Origin of the sequence: Pandoraea sp. XJJ-1 (assembly GCF_026802345.1) — a bacterium.
Taxonomy (GTDB): Bacteria; Pseudomonadota; Gammaproteobacteria; order Burkholderiales; family Burkholderiaceae; genus Pandoraea; species Pandoraea cepalis.
In genome coordinates, this window is sequence record NZ_CP113827.1 from 2,328,146 (window position 1) to 2,346,030 (window position 17,885).

General features: G+C 64.7%; 10 protein-coding genes. 8 read left to right on the top strand and 2 right to left on the bottom strand.

Annotation, left to right across the window (positions count from 1 at the left end):
• Nucleotides 1-36: 36 nt before the first annotated feature.
• From OYT13_RS10590 to OYT13_RS10600, 3 genes are all read left to right on the top strand, one after another.
• The gene (locus tag OYT13_RS10590; protein ID WP_017234328.1) at nucleotides 37-1,788 is read left to right on the top strand and encodes an ABC transporter permease subunit; all 1,752 of its coding nucleotides are present in this window, start codon (nucleotides 37-39) and stop codon (nucleotides 1,786-1,788) included.
• Between the two features lie 17 nt (nucleotides 1,789-1,805).
• Nucleotides 1,806-3,440, top strand: a complete 1,635-nt coding sequence (locus tag OYT13_RS10595) for an AMP-binding protein (protein WP_268567686.1) — start codon at nucleotides 1,806-1,808, stop codon at nucleotides 3,438-3,440.
• A 180-nt stretch (nucleotides 3,441-3,620) separates the two neighbouring features.
• Nucleotides 3,621-4,415: an IclR family transcriptional regulator gene (locus OYT13_RS10600; RefSeq protein WP_232424641.1), complete on the top strand. Its 795-nt coding sequence runs from the start codon at nucleotides 3,621-3,623 to the stop codon at nucleotides 4,413-4,415.
• A 7-nt stretch (nucleotides 4,416-4,422) separates the two neighbouring features.
• Here the strand turns inward: OYT13_RS10600 and OYT13_RS10605 are convergent, their stop codons facing one another.
• Together OYT13_RS10605 and OYT13_RS10610 are read right to left on the bottom strand one after the other, a co-directional pair.
• Entirely contained in the window at nucleotides 4,423-5,976 is a 1,554-nt protein-coding gene (locus OYT13_RS10605) for an MDR family MFS transporter (protein WP_268567687.1), read from the bottom strand.
• Nucleotides 5,973-6,467, bottom strand: coding sequence for a MarR family winged helix-turn-helix transcriptional regulator (locus OYT13_RS10610; RefSeq protein ID WP_268567688.1), 495 nt, complete (start codon nucleotides 6,465-6,467; stop codon nucleotides 5,973-5,975). Before OYT13_RS10610 ends, OYT13_RS10605 begins: the two co-directional genes overlap by 4 nt.
• A 363-nt stretch (nucleotides 6,468-6,830) precedes the next feature.
• Between OYT13_RS10610 and OYT13_RS10615 the strand changes: the two genes are divergently transcribed.
• The 5 genes from OYT13_RS10615 to OYT13_RS10635 all read left to right on the top strand — a co-directional run bounded on the left by OYT13_RS10615 (nucleotide 6,831) and on the right by OYT13_RS10635 (nucleotide 17,757).
• Nucleotides 6,831-7,703, top strand: coding sequence for an N-acyl amino acid synthase FeeM domain-containing protein (locus OYT13_RS10615; RefSeq protein ID WP_268567689.1), 873 nt, complete (start codon nucleotides 6,831-6,833; stop codon nucleotides 7,701-7,703).
• 218 nt (nucleotides 7,704-7,921) lie between these two features.
• A complete protein-coding gene (locus OYT13_RS10620) occupies nucleotides 7,922-10,939 on the top strand; it encodes a putative bifunctional diguanylate cyclase/phosphodiesterase (protein WP_268567690.1) in 3,018 nt (1,005 codons plus the stop codon).
• Nucleotides 10,940-11,430: 491 nt separating this feature from the next.
• The gene (locus tag OYT13_RS10625) at nucleotides 11,431-12,438 is read left to right on the top strand and encodes a hypothetical protein (protein ID WP_261938656.1); all 1,008 of its coding nucleotides are present in this window, start codon (nucleotides 11,431-11,433) and stop codon (nucleotides 12,436-12,438) included.
• Between the two features lie 119 nt (nucleotides 12,439-12,557).
• Nucleotides 12,558-16,151, top strand: a complete 3,594-nt coding sequence (locus OYT13_RS10630; RefSeq protein ID WP_268567691.1) for a DNA translocase FtsK — start codon at nucleotides 12,558-12,560, stop codon at nucleotides 16,149-16,151.
• Between the two features lie 391 nt (nucleotides 16,152-16,542).
• Nucleotides 16,543-17,757, top strand: coding sequence for an ABC transporter substrate-binding protein (locus tag OYT13_RS10635; protein ID WP_268567692.1), 1,215 nt, complete (start codon nucleotides 16,543-16,545; stop codon nucleotides 17,755-17,757).
• Nucleotides 17,758-17,885 lie beyond the last annotated feature (128 nt).

Consider the following 17,885-nt stretch of genomic DNA (forward strand, 5'->3'; position numbering starts at 1 on the left):
TCAACGCCCTCGTCATCCGCTTCAGGAGTTTTTGTCATGTGGCTTGTTCAGCGCCTACCTCAGGCGGGGCCTCGTATTGCCTGGCCGCGACAGGTGGCCCGGTGGTTGCCGGCCTTGCCCGCGTTGCTGTTCCTCGTGGTGTTCTTCATCGTGCCGGTCGTCGAGATTCTGCAGGGCGGCCTCTACGATGCCGACGGCGTGCTGTCCGTCGCTCAGTTTGCCCGCATGACGCACTCGGCTGTGTACATCAAAGTGCTGGCTTCGACGTTCTGGATTGCGTTTCTCACCGCCGGGCTTTCTGTCCTGCTCGGTTATCCGGTGGCGTATCTGCTCGCGCGGTTGTCGGCGCGCTCGCGTGAGCGCTGGTTGCTATGGATCGTGCTGCCGTTCTGGACCAGTTATCTCGTCAAGACGTATGCGTGGATGCTGCTGCTCTCGAAGACCGGCCTGCTCACGGTCGTGGCCACGCATCTCGGGCTGATCGATAGCGCGGGCACGCTTGCGCCGTCGCTCACCGGTGTGCTGATCGGCATGGTGCACGCGATGCTGCCACTCGCCGTCATGACGATGTTGCCGATCATGCGCGGCATCAACATGCAACTGGTGCAAGCGGCGCAAACGCTCGGGGCCGACCGCGCGACGGGCTTCTTCACCGTTTTCCTGCCGCTGTCCGGGGCGGGCGCGGCGGCGGCCGGGTTGCTGGTCTTCATCACGAGCCTGGGCTTCTTTATCGTGCCCGCACTGCTTGGCTCGCCGCGCGAATCGATGGTGGCGCAGCTCGTCATCTCGTCGGTACTCGATCTGTTCGACCTGCGCTTTGCCGGCGCGCTCTCGAGCGTGCTGCTGCTGTGCTCGATTGTCGTGTTCTTCGTGTACGACCGCGTCGTGGGGTTATCGTCGCTCGCCGGCGAAGCGCCGGAACGCCGTGCGGGGACCGGTGGGCGCATGTTGCCCATGCTCATCGCCATTGGGCGGCTCGCGGGCAAGGTGTCGCTCTCGGGCGGACGCGCGCGGGCCGGGGGCGGCTTCGGTCTCAAGGCGTACACGGGGGCGGTCGTGTTCGCCCTGGTGTTGCCAATTGCGTTCGTGGTGCCGCTGGCCTTTACCAAGCAGTCGTTCGTGGCGTTTCCCCCGCAACTCTTCACAGTGAAATGGTTTGTGGCGTTCATCGAGTCGAGCGTGTGGCAGGCGGCGTTGCTGCGCTCGCTCGGCGTGGGCTTCGCCACGGCGACGCTTGCCCTCATCCTCGGTTTCGGCGCCAGCCTGGCGCTCGTGCGGCTGCCGTCGCGGTGGCGCAAGCCGCTGTTCGCCATGTTCATCGCACCGTTGATCGTGCCGCGCATAGTGGTCGCCGTCGGCTTGCTGTATTTGTTTGCGCGCTGGGGGCTCGCCGGCACCAATGCCGGTCTCGTCATCGGCCACACGGTGCTTGCGATTCCCTATGTCGTGGTCACGCTTTCGGCGAGCTTCAAGCGCTTCGACTGGCGGCTCGACGATGCCGCCAAGATGCTCGGTGCATCGGCCTTTACCCGCGTGCGCACCGTGTTGCTGCCGTTGCTCGCGGCGAGCCTGGGATCGGCATTCCTGTTCGCCTTCATCGTGTCGTTCGACGACCTGACCATCGCCATCTTCGTGTCTGGCGGCATCAACACCACGCTACCCAAGCAGATGTGGGACGACATCCAGTTGGCCGTCACGCCGACGCTGGCTGCCGTGGCGACCTCGCTGGTGTTTCTGATGGTGTTCATCGTCTGGCTGTCGTCGATCTTTAAACGCAAGCGCTATTGATATCTGCGGAACTCTGTATGTCCATGTCCAACGTTGCCCGAGTCGCGCCGGTGAATGCGCAGACGTTTTCTTCCGTGCATCCTTATACGAAGTACTTTCCCCAGCGGGCCGAGGGCGACCGGCTCGATGTCGTACCGCTGCTCTTGGCAGGGCTCCACGGCACGTCGGCCAAGCCGGTCGTCGTGTTCGAGGGTGAAGCCATCGACCGGGCCCAGATGGCCGCGCGCGTGGGCGCCATGCAGGGCTGGCTTGCCGCGCAAGGCCTCGTGCCGGGCGACCGCGTGGCGGTGATGCTGGGCAACAGTGCGGCGCAGGTGGCGTTGATCTATGCGCTCATGCTTTCCGGTCTGGTGTGGGTGCCCGTCAACACGCGCCTGAAGGGCGACGGTATCGAATACCTGCTCGGCCACGCCAAGCCGACGCTGCTCATTGCCGAACCGGCCTTCGCCGACGTGCTCGACGCGGGTGCCACCCTCGCGGCACAGCAGCCGGGGCACCACGGGACACGCGTCGTGCGTCACTGGCTCGCGGACGTCATGACCCAGGCCGCGGCGTACATGGGTAGCGCGCCGGCGGCGGCGGAGCTCACGCCCGCGTCGGTGCTGTGCATCATCTACACGTCGGGCACCACCGGCGCGCCCAAGGGGGTGCTGTTCACGCACCGCATGATGCGCATCGCCAGTGAGGCGGCGCTGCGCGTGGCCGACGCGCACGACGGCGACCGGCTGTTTCTGTGGGAGCCGCTGTGCCATATCGGCGGTGCCCAGATGCTGCTGCTGCCCTTTCTCGCCGATGTCGAGATGCACGTGGTGGAGCGTTTCTCGGCCAGCCGCTTCTGGCAGCAATGCGCCGCTGCGCAGGCCACGCATCTGCACTATCTCGGCGGCATCCTCGACATCCTCATGCAACTGCCGCGCGAGGCCCAGCCGGCGCAGAACTCATTGCGCGTGGCGTGGGGCGCGGGCGTGTCGGCGAGCGCCTGGCAAGCCACACGAGAGCGGCTGCAATGCGCGTTGCGCGAATGCTATGGGATGACGGAGTGCTCGAGCTTCGCCACCCTCAACGACGCGGATGTGCCGGGTGCCATCGGCCACACCCTGCCGTGGCTGACGCTGGCGTTGCTCGACGACGCGGGACAGCCCGTGCCCGACGGCGAACCCGGTGAGATCGTGCTGTCGAGCGACGTGGAAGGCGTCTTCCTGCCAGGCTATCTCGATAATCCGGAAGCCACGTCGAAGGCGTTGCGCGACGGCAAGCTTTTCACGGGCGACAGTGCGCGGCGTGGCCCCGACGGCAGCCTGGTCTTCATCGGCCGGCGCACGGACAGCATGCGGGTGCGCGGCGAGAACGTGTCGGCCTGGGAAATCGAGCGTGTGTTTGCGCGACACCCGGCGGTGGTGGCCTGTGCCGCCATCGGCGTGGCAAGCGACATCGGGGAGCAGGATGTGATGCTTTACGTCCAGTTCCGCGACGGCCAGACACTGGACTGGACCGTACTCGCGCAATGGGCCGCCGACAAACTCGCCAGCTACCAGCGCCCGCGTTACTATCGCGCCACCGAAGGTTTCGAAACGACGCCTTCGGAGCGCATTCGCAAGCATCTTCTCTCGCGCGATACCTCGCAGGCGTGGGAGGTGACGGAGGCAACGTAATCCGTGTGGGCAGCGCGGTCGTCACCGGCGCGGCGACGATGACGGTGATTCTGGCGTTATCGGTATAAGATAGACTGTTATTTTTATGAGATAATTCGTCCCTGCCTGCCCCATTTCCTCGATATCGTGGCCACCACCAAGACACCCCGCACCCGCGCCAAAGCGGCAACCGCCAGCGAGATAGCTGCTGCTCCCGCCCCATCGACCGAATCCACGCTTTACGTGCAGTCCGTGGAGAAGGCGATGAAGGTGCTGACGGCGTTCGACGGGTCGAAGCGCCATCTGTCGCTTTCGGAAATCGCCGCGGCCACGGGGCTGGACATCAGCGCGGCGCAGCGCTTCACCTTCACGCTCTCGGCGTTGGGCTATCTGCTCAAGGACGCGCAGAGCAAGAAGTACGAACTCTCGCCGAAGCTGCTGGACTTCACCTATCACTACCTCGTCTCGAACGAACTCGTGAGCCGCGCCGCTCCGTATCTTCAGCAACTCGCGGCGGAAACCGAGGAGGCGACGAACCTGACGGTGCGGCTCGACACGGACATTGTGTTCGTGCTGCGTATTGTGAGCCGCAGCGTGTTCAATGCGAACGTCATCGTCGGCTCGCGCCTGCCGGCCTATTGCACGGCACCCGGGCTGGCGTTGCTGGCTACGCTCGACGATGCCGAGGTCGACGACATTCTTGCGCGCACGAATCTCGTGCAGTTCACGCCGGCGACCGTGGCGCAGCCGCGCAAGATCAAGGAACGGCTCGCGCGCATTCGCAAGCAGGGATATGCGCACACGGAAGACGAATTCTTCATGGGCGACATTTCGACGGCTGCGGCCGTGGTGAACCAGGACGGCCGGGCCATCGGGGCGATCAACATTGCCGTGCCGCGCGTGCGGTGGAACGCCGAACGCGATGAACGGCGCTTCGCCGACCTCGTGATCCAGACGGCTGGTGCGTTGTCGGCGCGGCGGCGCCAGGAGAGCTGACGCCGCGTCAGTCGGCCGCCACGTGCACGATCTCGTCGTGCTTGTCGATCTCGCCGGGGGCGCGTTTTTTCAGCCGAATGAAGAGCAGCAGCGGCATGACGGCGATCGTGAGTGCCATCATGAGCCGGAAGTCGTCCAGGTAAGCGATCATCGCCGCCTGTCGCGTGACTTCCGCATTCAGGGCGGCCATCGCCGCCGCACCGTACGTCTGCACGTAAGCTTCCACGCCTTGTGTAAACGGCGTAATGCGCTCCGAGAGCACCGCATGGTTGACCTGCGTGTTCTGGGTGAGCAGCGTCTGCACGACCGAGATACCGATACTGCTGCCGATGTTGCGCGACAGGCTGTAGATGGCGGCGCCGTCCGCGCGTAGCGTGCCGGCGAGCGTGGCAAACGTGACCGTGGTGAGCGGCACGAAGACGAAGCCGAGACCGAAACCCTGAATGACCCCCGGCCAGATGATGTCCGACGGCCGCAGCGTGAGCGAGTAACCGGCCATCAGATACAGCGAATAGGCGGTCAGTGCGAAGCCGAAACCCAGCAGGTAGCGAACGTCGACCTTGCCGACCAGGCGTCCGACGATCAGCATGGCGGCCATGGTCCCCGCGCCGGAGGGCGCCGTCACCAGCCCGGTGAGAATCGCAGGGTAGCCGAACAGACTTTGCAGCATCGGCGGGAGCAGGGCGCGCGTGGCGTAAAGAATGATGCCGACGACGAAGATGTAGACGACGCCCGTGTTGAAGTTTCGGTCACGCAGCAACGCGCGGTCGAAGAACGAATGCTCGCCGGCCGTCCACGTGTGGACGACGAAGTACGCAAAGCAGATGATGGCGCCGAGCATCTCCAGCCAGATCTCGGTGGCGTTCAGCCAATCCTGCTGTTCCCCGCGATCGAGCAGCAGTTGCAGCAGGCCGATGGCCAGACTGAGGGTGACGAAACCGAGCACATCGAATTTCCCGGCCTTCTGCTCCGGCGGCTCTCTGAGATAAGCGGCAATACCGAGGAACGCGATCAACCCGATGGGCAGGTTGATGTAGAACACCCAGCGCCAGTTGTAGCTGTCGGTAAGCCAGCCGCCGAGTGACGGGCCGAGAATTGGCCCGACCATCACGCCCATGCCGAACACCGCCATCGCCGAGCCGTGCTTGTGCGGCGGGTTGATGTCGAGCATGGTCGCCTGCGACAGCGGCACGAGCGCCGCGCCGCAAATCCCCTGGAACAGCCGTGCGGCCACGATTTCCGTGAGCGAATGCGCCATGCCGCACAAGGCCGAGGCGATCGTGAAGCCGGCGACGGACCACAGGAAGACGCGCCGGCGACCGAAGCGCGCGCAGAGCGTGCCGGTGAGCGGCGTGGCGATGGCGGCCGCCACGATATAGGACGTCAATACCCAGGTGATGGAGTCCTGCGAGGCGGAAAGACTGCCCTGCATGTGGGGGAGTGCCACGTTGGCGATGGTGCTGTCGAGTGTCTGCAACACCGTCGCGAGCATGACGGACAGGCTGACGAGCGCGCGATGCTTGCCCGGATCGTCAGCTGTTTGGGGGGATGCCACGGTCATTCTTTTACTGGATCGTGAGGGTTATCGCGACGCGCCGGTGACGGGCATTCGGCTTCGGCGCGCGTCAGGTTCGTCAGCACCTTGCCCAGTAAGCGCGACAGTTCGGTCCGTTCAGCCGGGGTGAGGTCGGCCAGCGCTTCGCGTTCGGTCGCGTTGGCGAATGCGACGATCATGTCGATCTTGGCCTCCGAGGCCTCCGTCAGATAGAGCAGGTGCGCGCGTTTGTCGTTCGGATCCCGTTCGCGCCGCACGAGTCCCTTGTCCCTGAGCCGGTCCAGCAGTCTCACCAGCGCCATCGGCGTCAACTCCATGCGTTCGGCCAATTCGGCCTGTGTCTGGACCCCATAGCGATGCAACATGACCAGCACGCGGCATTGCGCGCGCGTGAGGTCGAAGTTGCCGCGGGCACGCCGGTCGAACAGGCGCGAATGAACGCGCGCGACGTCATGTACCAGCGTGCCGAAACGGGAAGACCAATCGATTTTCGGCATATCGGAAGGTGCGCCGGGGTCGCCTTCGGGGAGTCCCGGCAAGGTCAATTAGTAAACAGGTTTATCATTTTGCCAGACACTTTCTTCGGACTGCAACTGTCGCAAATAGGTGACACCCATACTCGACGGCCGAAGGCGCTGAAATGTGGTCGGCCGGTTTCGCCCGGTGTGACGAGGGTTCGCGGGCGGTGGGCACAATCCCCGGACAGACGCTGTTGCGCCGCCCGTGAAAATCTGAAAAAGCCAAGAAAAATAAGCACTTGACACTTCGCCTTGGCGGATCAAGAAAGGATATGTGCGATGTATCGGCGAGCACGCCTGTGCATGGCACTCATCCTCTATTGACCTTAAGGAGTATCAATCATGTTTGACCTCGCCCAAGCCTCGGATGTCCTGTCCATCACCCCGACCGACCTGTCGTCCGGTCAGCGCCGTCCCACGTCGTTGCCGGCTGCGGTGCGCGCCCCGGCGGCCGATCTCGATACGATGCGAGAAGAGCGTCTGCCCTTCATCGTCACCATCGCGAGCGACGACGCAGCGTTGCGCGACGCCGTCGCCATGCGTCAGGCCGCCTACGGCCGCCACCTTCCCGATCTGGCCGCCACGTTGAGCGAGCCGGAGCCCAGCGACCGCGAGCCGGGGGCCATCGTGCTCGTGGCGCGCGCGCGGCTCGACGGCGCGGTCCTTGGCACAATGCGTATCCAGACCAACCGTTACCAGCCGTTGCATCTGGAGGATTCGGCGCCGTTGCCCCAGTGGCTGGACAGCGCCGCGTTGGCCGAGGCGACGCGTCTGGGCGTGGTAGCCGGGCCGGCCGGACGTGTCGTCAAGACGGCGCTGTTCAAGGCCTTCTATCAGTATTGCCTGCTGTCCGGGGTCGACTGGATGGTGATTACGGCGCGTCCGCCGCTGCATCGGCAGTATGAAGCCCTGATGTTTATCGACGTGTTCCCGTCGCAAGCCCTGATCCCGATGGCACACGTCGGCGGCATCGGACACCGCGTGCTGGCGCTGGACGTGGCGCAGGCACGCACGCGTTGGCAGGCGGCGGAGCATCCTTTGTTCGCCTATATGTGCCTCACCCATCATCCCGACCTGCGGCTGGGGGTGCCCGGAATGCAGGACGTTGTGCGGGCGTCATCAGGCGAAGCCAGTGTTGGCGCGCATTTGCGGGATTTATCTTTTGGTGGCGACGCGGTACGATGCGGTGCATCAGGCTTCAGCTTGTCGGTGTAATGCCGTTATTCGAACTAACGTTATCCCGTCGCCTGCCGCATTCGGTCTTTTGGGCGATGGCGATAACGCGCAAGGCGGGCAAAAGAGACCTGCCCGTGTCGACCTGCATCGGGGTCGCACGGGCCAGGGCCGGCCCGGCCGGCAGGGCGTGCCGAGGGGTACGCCTTGCCCGGCGAAGCTCGCGGGGGCGACCAATAAGATAAGGGCTTAAGATTTCTATGGCGGGGGAACTCGGCAACGAGCGTGACGATTACAGCCGCAATTCGACCGATTTCGCCGACGAGTGGGCGGAACGCTCCGGTTCGCGGCGCCGTTGGCGCGTGAGCGCGCGGCTCGACGAGCTTTTTCGTACGATTTCGCTGTACGCCGTTCCCGCCGCCATCATGCTGCTCTCGGGCCTGGTGCTGATGTTCCAGGAGAGCCAGTACGCCGTGCGGGGTGAAACATCGTTGACCTTTCAGGCGAAAGGCGATGTACCCGCGACTTTCGGCCCGCCGATGGTGCAGGGCGTCCTTGAGCGCGCGCCCGCCGTTCGGCAGTTCAGCACGCATCTGTCCGAGGCGCCGGTGTGGTTCCGGGTCACCGTGCCGCCCGTGGGCGCTGCCCAACATACGGTCATCGAATTTCCCTCGCGCCACGCGCAAACGCTGATCTGCTGGCGCAACCCCGACGCCCCGGCCATCGGACGCGCGGACCGCAGCGCCGTGCGCGGGGCGATCCGAATGTCGAAAGCGGGCTTTGCGATCGATCTCGGGCAACTCGTCGCGCCGGTAACGCTCCTGTGCGAGGGCACATTCTCCGGGCCGGCGCATCTCACGCTGGTCGCCTGGCCGGCGTCCGAACTGAATGTCTCCGAACGCGAGTTCCATCGCAGCAACGGCTTGCTCGAAGGCGGTCTGTTGACGCTTTCGGCATTCGTGCTCGTCACCGCCATCATCAACAAGGAATGGCTCTACGTCCTGTTCGCGGCGTGGCTGATCGGCAACTTGCGGCTCGCGGCGAACTCGCTCGGGGCCGACACGCAATGGCTGGAACGCGCCATTCCGACCGACCTTGACGCCCTGGTGCGCAAGGCGACATTCGCCATCTACTACGTGCTGACGTATTCACTGTTCACGCAGCTCTTCAAGCGGGAGTTGCGCCGCATCGGCTGGCGGTGGATGGTGATGGTGCTGCAATGGGCCGGCGTGGTGCTCTGCTGCGCGGCCATCGCATTGCCGTATGCGCATTTCATCCCCGTGCTGTGGGTTGTGGCTGCCCTGGGCATCGCCATCGTCCTGGTGCTGCTGACCCGCATTCTCGTGCTGACGCGCTCGCGGGTCGCGATGTGGTACAGCGCGTCGCTGTCCATCGTCCTGTTTGCCACGTTTTCCGAAGTGATCGCCGCCGCGTTCAATGCGCGCGCGTTGGCGACGGCGTTCAACAGCGTGACCGCGGCGCTGTTCTCGAGCCTCATGGCGGCGCTGGCCATTGCCGAGCAGATGCGGGCCGAGCACCAGGGCAAGCTCGAAGCCCAGACCGAACTGCGCAACGCCTACGACGTGACGCCTGTCGGCTTGTTCACCCTCGACGATCAGGGTGTTTTCGTTCGTGGCAACGCGGCGTTGCACACCATGCTGGGCATTCCCAATACCGAAGGGCGAACGTTCCGCTGGGACCAGTACTTCGGCCAGAGCACCTGGCGCATGCTGCTCGACGTCGCGCAGCACAGCGAGGAATCGGAACTCGAAATTCTCTCGCTGCCCCGCGACGACGGCCGCACCAGCCGCTATCTCGTCAAGGCTATTTTCTCCGCAGGACGAATCGAAGGCTCGTTGCAGGACATCACCGAACGGGCTCGCACGATGGAGCAATTGCGCTATCTGGCGGAGAACGACCCGCTCACCGGCGTCTCGAACCGGCGCGGCATCGAAAAGGCGCTGGCCGAGGCCATCCGTACCTTATCCGACGCCCGGCCGGCGGCATTGGCCTATCTGGATCTGGATCGGTTCAAGCTAGTCAACGATCTCTTCGGCCATGCGGCGGGCGACGAGGTGTTGCGCCAGGCATGCGATCGGATGCGAGCACGCTTGTCGACGGATCAGAGCGTGGGGCGCACCGGCGGCGACGAGTTCATCGTGGTGTTTCGCGATGCGACGATCAAGGAGGCGGCCGCCGTGGCGCGCCGTCTGGTCGACGCGATTTGCGGCGAGCCTTATCAGATTGGGGAGCGCGCGTTTCAGGTGCGCGCGTCGGCCGGGGTCATCGAGCTGACCGCCGATATGCGGGTGCCCGACGCGATTTCATCGGCCGACCGCGCCTGTCGCGAGGCCAAGAAGAGTCGCCGGGAGTTGGTGGTCTATGAGCGCGGGGCGGCGGCATTCCGTGAGCGCCTCGCCGAATTGCGGTTGATCGATGCGCTCGACGCCGGACTCACGCCCAACACGCTGTTTCTCGAAATGCAGCCGATCATGGAGATGGCGTCGCCCGGCGAGTCGCTCAACTTCGAGGTGTTGCTGCGCATGCGCGATTCCGACGGCAACATCGTACCGGCCTCGCGTGTCATCAGCGCGGCCGAGGAGAACGGCAGCATCGGCATGATCGATAAATGGGTACTGACGAACACGCTCGCCTGGATCGACCTGAACCGCGACCGTCTCGCAAAAACACGGTTTGTGTGTGTCAATCTGTCGGGGGCGTCGCTCAACGACGAACATTTCATTCGGGACATCTTCGCCACGCTGGCGGCCCATGAGCGTGCCGTCGGGTTGCTGTGCATCGAGATCACGGAAACCGTGGCGCTGCACGATCTCGACAATACGCGTCGCTTTGTCGATCGGATTCACCAACTGGGCGGACGCATCGCGCTGGACGACTTCGGTGCGGGCTTCAGTTCTTTCTCATACCTGAAGGATCTGGCGGTCGACGCCATCAAGATCGACGGCGCGTTCGTGAAAAGCATGGCGGCGCATCCGGCCAATCTGGCGATCGTCGAAGCGATTGTGGCGCTGGCGAAGAATCTCGGAATTCGCAGCGTCGCGGAGTGGGTGGAAGACACCGCAACGCTCGAAGCCTTGTCGGAACTGGGGGTCGACTATGTTCAGGGCTTTCTGATTGCGCGCCCGCAAACGCCCGAGGCTATCCTGGCCGCCGACTCGGCCGTCAGTTTCGTTCGCGATCCCCAACTGGCATCTTTGCTGCTCGAGTTGGGGGATGCGTTCTACCCGCGTCATCGCAGCAACTCGGCATTGCACTGATTCGATTCTCCCGACGCGACGCTTCGACAGTCCGTCGGCGAGGTGCGTCCGTTAGCCGATAAAAGTCGCATCAGTCGACGATTTGTCGTGCGAATTATCCGTATTTTTCGCAATACTGTATTGCCCGCGCGATTCCCGCCCGGCACTCGATCCGCAGTGCCCAATATGCCGGAAACCCCCATGAATCGGGCGTTTCCGCGTCAAGTCATTTTTTTCGGGGCGTCATCAAAACGTAACCCGAAGTAAGAATTCCAATTGGAATAAATCTTGTCCCCGGTAAAGGCCGGGTGGCAGAATCAACGCATCGACGTGGTGGAGCGCATCCTCCATGCGCCGGTGAGCCGTATCCGTGGGTGGGGCATGACGCGGAATGCAATGCGGCGCATCGGCGTCCGGCAAATGACAGGCACGCGATATGCAACGGGGTTAGGAACGCGCACATTCACGAGATGCGCGCGGCGCAACCGTAGGACCTAGCCAGAACAACGACAATGATCTCGACGCTTCTCAAACTCGTCTACCGCTACAGCCATACAGCGAAGTGGCGGCACAACGAACGCCTCTGGCCGCACGCGCGCATCGAGCGCGATGCCATGGGAGCCATCGAGCGCTTTACGTGGCGCTCGCGCCGGGTGCCACTCGTTCGGCGCGCCGAATTGCAGCGCCTGCGCCGCTTGCCGTGCCACATCATCGCCAGCGGCCCATCGGTTGCCGATATCGATTATGAAGCGCTGCCGATGCATCACGTCATGGGCGTGAATGGGGCCATCGCGCTGACCGACCACGCGCCGGTCAAATTCAATTTCTACTGCATTCTCGACGCCGGTTTCGTGCGTCAGCGTCCGGATCTGGCGCGCCGCGTCGTGGCGCGCGATCTGGTGTTGTTCGTCACGCCGGTCGTGCTCGCCCGTCTGCTGGACACGTTCCCGGCGTCGGCGTTCGGGTGCCGCTTCTATCTTGTAGACGATATTTTCAAGCGCGGGATGGAGGCGGCCAGGACGCCCGAAGCGCTGCGCGCGAACCCGCAGGTCGCGGCAAGCGCGGCGTTCCAGGGCGAGCAGGGCCGCCTCGGGTACAGCTTCGATCTCGACCATGGCTTCTTCCACGGTGGCACCGTCGCGTATTTTGCACTCCAGGTGGCGACGTGGCTGGGCTTCACCGAGGTGTATCTGCATGGGGTCGACTTGCGCGACGCCGCGCAGACGCCACGGTTCTACGAGACCCTGCAAACGCGTGCGCCGACGCGGTTGGACGTGGAGTTCTCCAGCCTGATCGAGCCGTCGTTCCGCCACGCGTCGGCGGTCTTGCGCGCACGCGGTGTGCGCGTCGAGAACCTGTCACAAGCGAGCGCGCTGGGGGACGACATCTTCGCCAAAGTCGACTGGCGCGCGCTGCGTCGCCGGAACCTGAGTCTGGTCGTACCGGACGCGAGCGGCGAGAGCGCCGGTCTCGGCAGCATGCCGACGTGGCGCTCGACCGGCACGCACGGTCGGCCGTAACGTCTGCCACGCGCGGCACCCACGTCAGCCGATGCGCGAAAGTCCTTGCCGAGAGGGCCTCCGCACGGTGGTCTACCTGCTACAATCGCACTCCGGGTTTTCCTGAAGCACGAGCGATTATGGGGTTTGGCTGGTTCGGACTGTCGACGTTTTGGTTGCTGGCGTTGTGCTGGCCTGGCGTGCGGGGTCTGCTTGGCGGTGAGATACGAATCTTCGGCCCCGGCACGCTGCGCATGCTGCTCGGTATACCGCTCGCGATCGGATCGAGTGCCACGCTCGCCGCGCTGACGGGCGGGGAGGGCAACACCGCGGGTGGCAGCGTCGGCCAATCCCTGTCTCACGGCTTGCATGTCGCGTTGGGCGGTACGCTCGCGATGGGCGTGGCCAGCTTCGTCCTGCTCTTTTCCCTTCCGCTGGTCTTCGGCACCACTTGGTGGGGCATGTTCGCGCGCGGCAAATCGTCCGACGACGATATCGAGGCGCCCGGCTACGAATCGCGTTTCGATGGCGCCGCCCGCGAGCCGGCGCGGGGTCTCTCGCACATGTCGTTCGACACGAGTGAGCGTGGTGAGCGTGGTGAGCGTTTCACGCCCACGCTCGGACAAGGGCATCACGATGTCGGTAGCCTGAGGGAAGACCCGGTGCCGCGCCGCCGTGGTCTGGCGGCACAGCCGCGCTGGAAGTTGTCCGACGAGGAGCGCGCGCGGCTCGACGCCATGCGACCGCCGCCGTTGAGGGTGCCGGGTGCGCCGCGCACCGAGCCGTCGTTTGCGAATGGCGCGCGACTTCGTCCGACAGGCAAGGGCGCCTCGGTGGGACGTGCAGGGACCGCCGTGGCTGCCACCGTCGCCTCCGCAGCGACCACGAGGGCGAGCGGGGCTTCCTTATCTGCGGCTTCGGTCAGGACCGCGACATCGGTTGCGTCGACCGCTCCCTCTAGTGTTGCTGCGCCGCTCACGGCAACCAAGGCAGGCATGCCCGCGAAGCCGCCGATGCCCGCCGATCCGCTGAATTCGACGTCGATTTCTGGGGCGACGGGATATCGCCGCCCCGTGGGCGTCGCGCCCGCCCATCTGCGCGGCACGATCGTGCATAGCCCGTTCCGCAAGCCGCAGCTCGGGCTTGAAGAAATGCCGCCACGGGGGGCGCCGCCTGTCCCGTCGTCCCCGGCGGATGCCGGGATGCCGGCGATCGTCGACACGTCGGCCAACGTTGCGGCGTCGGGCGCTGTCGCGCCTCGCCCGGCGGCGCCTGCGATGCGGGGGGCCGCGTCCTGGTCCGCGACCGATGCCGCCTCACCGCTTTGCGCGGCCGTCTCCGCATTTTCGCCCGTCGATTTGTCGGCGAAGGACGTTGACGCACCCGTCTTCGAAGCCTTGCCGCCTGCCCCCACCTCGGAGGTGCTGGCCCAACAAGCGGCCGCGCGTGCCGCCGAACAGGCGCGCGTGCAGGCCTTGGCCGTGCTGCGCGACGAGGCGCAAGCGTTGCTTCGCGACTTGCGTCAATGGACAGCATCCGACACGGCGCAGGCAACTGATGCACCCGCGTTGGCATCGGCGTATCCGGCGACCACCGTCGATCGCCGGGAAAGCGTCGCGGTAGACGAGGAACGCTTGAGCATGGAAGTGGCGAACGTTATCGAACCCGTCGCCATTGCGAAAGCCATGCCGGTGTCGGCCGCGTCCGACCCATCGCCACCGGCCGCCGGGCGCGTCGACATGACCGCTGCGGCGCCGTTCGCACCCGATTCGCCTTCTGCCCCTGCGGCTTCGACGCCACATCGTCCGTTCGTCTTTGCGGATGTGTTGGCCAGCGTCGAAGCTTTCGATGTGCCGAAGGACGTGCCGATCGACGTACCTTTCGATGTGTCACACAACGCCACGCGCGACGAACCGGGCTACCGGGCAGAGGACGCTGCATCCGTAGACGTACCCGACGCGCTGGAGGCCGAAGCGTTAGCGTCGAAGCCGCATTATGTCTTGCGTGCCGACGGCACCTGGGCACGCGCTGAAGCGTCTCCCCATCCCGGCCATCCGGCCTACGCACCGTTGACGCACGACGACGCCATCTCGTCATCGACGCCCACCATGCCGTCGCCCGCGGCCGCCGTGCCTGCCATTCCGGCGTTCGCCGCGTCACCGCCGTTCGGCATGGCGACGACGGCTGAGCCGCGCGCCGCCAGCTTCTCGGGGAACACCCCCTACGAACTTGCGCCGCCCCGCGTCGTCATCGATTACGACTTGCCGTCGCTCGACCTGCTGTCGCCTGTGACGTCGCTGGATGTCGCCAATGTCGTTTCGGACGAAGCGCTCGCGGCCGTGAGCCAGTTGATCGAGCAGCGTCTGGCCGAATTCAAGGTGCCGGTCACGGTGGTGGGCGCGTCGGCCGGCCCGGTCATCACGCGTTTCGAAGTCGAGCCGGCGGTGGGGGTGCGCGGGGCGCAGGTCGTCGGACTCGTACGGGATCTGGCGCGAGCGCTGGGCGTGACGTCGATCCGCGTGGTCGAGACGATTCCCGGCAAGACCTGCATGGGACTGGAACTGCCCAACGCGCAGCGGCAAATGATTCGCCTGTCTGAAATCCTGACCGCCCCCGTGTTCGACACCCATCGCTCGCACCTTGCGCTCGCCATGGGCAAGGACATCACGGGTGAGCCCGTCGTGGCCGATCTGGCGCGTGCACCGCACCTGCTGGTGGCGGGCACGACCGGCTCGGGCAAGTCGGTGGCCGTCAACGCGATGATCCTGTCGTTGCTCTACAAGGCAACCCCGGACGACGTGCGCCTCATCATGATCGATCCGAAGATGTTGGAGCTATCCGTCTACGGTGGCATTCCGCATTTGCTCGCTCCGGTCGTGACCGACATGAAGCAGGCGGCGCATGCCCTGAACTGGTGCGTGGGCGAGATGGAAAAGCGTTACCGGCTGATGTCCGCGCTTGGCGTGCGCAATCTGGCCGGATACAACGAGAAGATCGATGCCGCACGCGCGGCGGGCGACAAGGTGCGCAACCCGTTCTCGCTCACCCCGGACGCACCGGAGCCGCTGGACCGTCTGCCATTCATCGTCGTGGTCATCGACGAGTTGGCGGATCTCATGATGGTGGCGGGCAAGAAGATCGAAGAACTGATCGCACGGCTGGCGCAGAAAGCGCGCGCGGCGGGCATTCACCTGATTCTCGCGACGCAGCGGCCTTCGGTTGACGTCATTACCGGCCTCATCAAGGCGAACATCCCGACGCGGGTGGCCTTTCAGGTGTCGTCGAAGATCGATTCGCGCACGATTCTCGACCAGATGGGCGCGGAATCGTTGCTGGGGCAGGGCGACATGCTGTTCCTGCCGCCGGGCACGGGGTATCCGCAACGTGTGCATGGGGCGTTCGTTGCCGACGACGAGGTGCATCGCGTCGTCCAGCACTGGCAGCAATATGGCGAACCGGACTACGATGAAGCGATCCTCGCGGGCGACCCGAGCGAGGCCGCTTCCGCCGATCTGTTCGGCGAATCGTCGGGCGATGCCGAGGCCGATCCGCTCTACGACGACGCGGCGGCATTCGTGCTGAATTCCCGTCGCGCCTCGATCTCCGCGGTGCAGCGGCAATTGCGTATCGGCTACAACCGCGCCGCCCGTCTCATCGAGCAGATGGAAACGGCTGGACTCGTCAGCCCGATGGGGCGAAACGGCGCGCGCGAAGTGATTGCACCGGGCGAGTAATCGCCATCCCTTACACCTGCCTTACGACCCGCCCTCCGAGTCGAACTCTTTGGCACTCCGTGCCGATCTCAAGACACGCGCCACCCGTGGCGCGTGCCGTCAAACCCCTTGGAAACCCGCGCCAATCGGCGATAGCAGCGCGTATACCCTCGCGAGCGTAGGGGTATTCCCGCCTTTGCGGGCAAAACTCAGCGAACACATAATCGGCGCGCTAGCTTGGTCGTTCAACGCGTGCGGTACGGCATCGCCCTGACACGAATTACAACATCGGGGGGATGCGGCGGGGGGAAGTCGACTCGCGCGTCGCGCATTCTACGGCAGGGCCTGCGACATCAGGAAATCGCAGCAGAAAAGCGTCATATCGAAACGCATCGCACCGAAGGAGACCCTTATGCAATTCCGATTCAAGGTCATGGCTGGCGCCGTGGCATTTGCCCTGTCCGCCTCGATGGCTGTGGCGGCCGATCCGATCAAGATTGGCGTATCCGGCCCGTTCACCGGCGGCTCGTCGTCGATGGGCGTTTCCATGCGCGACGGCGTGCGTCTCGCCGCATCGGAAATCAACAAGTCGGGTGGCGTGCTGGGCCGCCAGATCGTGCTGGTCGAGCGCGACGAAGAAGCGAAGAACGAGCGCGGCGTGCAGGTCGCGCAGGAACTGATCAACAAGGAAAAGGTGGTCGCGACCGTCGGCTTCATCAATACCGGCGTGGCGCTTGCCTCGCAGCGTTTCTATCAAGACGCCAAGATTCCGGTGTTCAACAACGTGGCGACGGGTACGGTCATCACCCAGCAATTCAAACCGCCTCAGTACGCCGATAACTATGTCTTCCGCAACTCGGCCAAGGACAGCATCCAGGCGCCGATGATCGTGGAAGAGGCGATTACGCGCCGTGGCTTCAAGAAGCCGGCGATTCTCGCGGACTCGACCAACTACGGCCAGCTTGGCCGCGAGGATCTGGAAAAGGCGCTCGCCGCCAAGGGCATCAAGCCGGTGGCCGAAGAGAAGTTCAACATCAAGGACGTCGACATGACGGCCCAGTTGCTCAAGGCCAAGCAGGCCGGCGCTGACGTCATCCTCACGTACGGCATTGGCCCGGAACTGGCGCAGATCGCCAATGGCATGGCCAAGCTCGGCTGGAAGCTGCCGCTGGTCGGTAGCTGGACGCTCGCGATGTCGAACTACATCGACAACTCGGGGGCGAACGGCGAAGGTGCCCGCATGCCGCAAACGTTCATTCAGGAACCCAACACGCCGAAGCGCAAGGCCTTCATCGACGCGTACCTGGCCATGTTCAAGCCGAAGAACAATCGCATTGACTCGGCGGTGTCGGCGGCGCAGGGCTACGACTCGATCTACTTGCTGGCTGCGGCCATCAAGCAGGCCGGCAGCACCGATGGCCCGAAGGTACGTGCAGCGCTCGAAGATCTGAAGGCACCGGTCGACGGCGTGGTCACGACCTACGATCACCCGTTCACGCATGACGATCACGACGCCATCACCGCCAATATTCCGGTGATGGGCGAAGTGAAGGGCGGCCGTGTCGTGTATGCCTACGACAGCGATCTGAAGGCGGGCAGCAAGGTCCGCGAGAAGGCTGCGAAGTAACTCGCCCTCCCACCGCCTTGCATTTCGGTTGCGCTCTGCAGCCATGACGGATGAACAACGGCGCGCGTTGCTTGCGATCCGGGCCCCTGGCAACGGGGTGTCCGGGGGCAGCGCGCGCGCCGTCTGTT

Bases quoted from the DNA above. Each gene is read 5' to 3' on its own strand.
- OYT13_RS10590 (WP_017234328.1), top strand. From the start codon at position 37: ATGTGGCTTGTTCAGCGCCTACCTCAGGCGGGGCCTCGTATTGCCTGG.
- OYT13_RS10595 (WP_268567686.1), top strand. From the start codon at position 1,806: ATGTCCATGTCCAACGTTGCCCGAGTCGCGCCGGTGAATGCGCAGACG.
- OYT13_RS10605 (WP_268567687.1), bottom strand. From the start codon at position 5,976: ATGACCGTGGCATCCCCCCAAACAGCTGACGATCCGGGCAAGCATCGC.
- OYT13_RS10610 (WP_268567688.1), bottom strand. From the start codon at position 6,467: ATGCCGAAAATCGATTGGTCTTCCCGTTTCGGCACGCTGGTACATGAC.
- OYT13_RS10615 (WP_268567689.1), top strand. From the start codon at position 6,831: ATGTTTGACCTCGCCCAAGCCTCGGATGTCCTGTCCATCACCCCGACC.
- OYT13_RS10620 (WP_268567690.1), top strand. From the start codon at position 7,922: ATGGCGGGGGAACTCGGCAACGAGCGTGACGATTACAGCCGCAATTCG.
- OYT13_RS10625 (WP_261938656.1), top strand. From the start codon at position 11,431: ATGATCTCGACGCTTCTCAAACTCGTCTACCGCTACAGCCATACAGCG.
- OYT13_RS10630 (WP_268567691.1), top strand. From the start codon at position 12,558: ATGGGGTTTGGCTGGTTCGGACTGTCGACGTTTTGGTTGCTGGCGTTG.
- OYT13_RS10635 (WP_268567692.1), top strand. From the start codon at position 16,543: ATGCAATTCCGATTCAAGGTCATGGCTGGCGCCGTGGCATTTGCCCTG.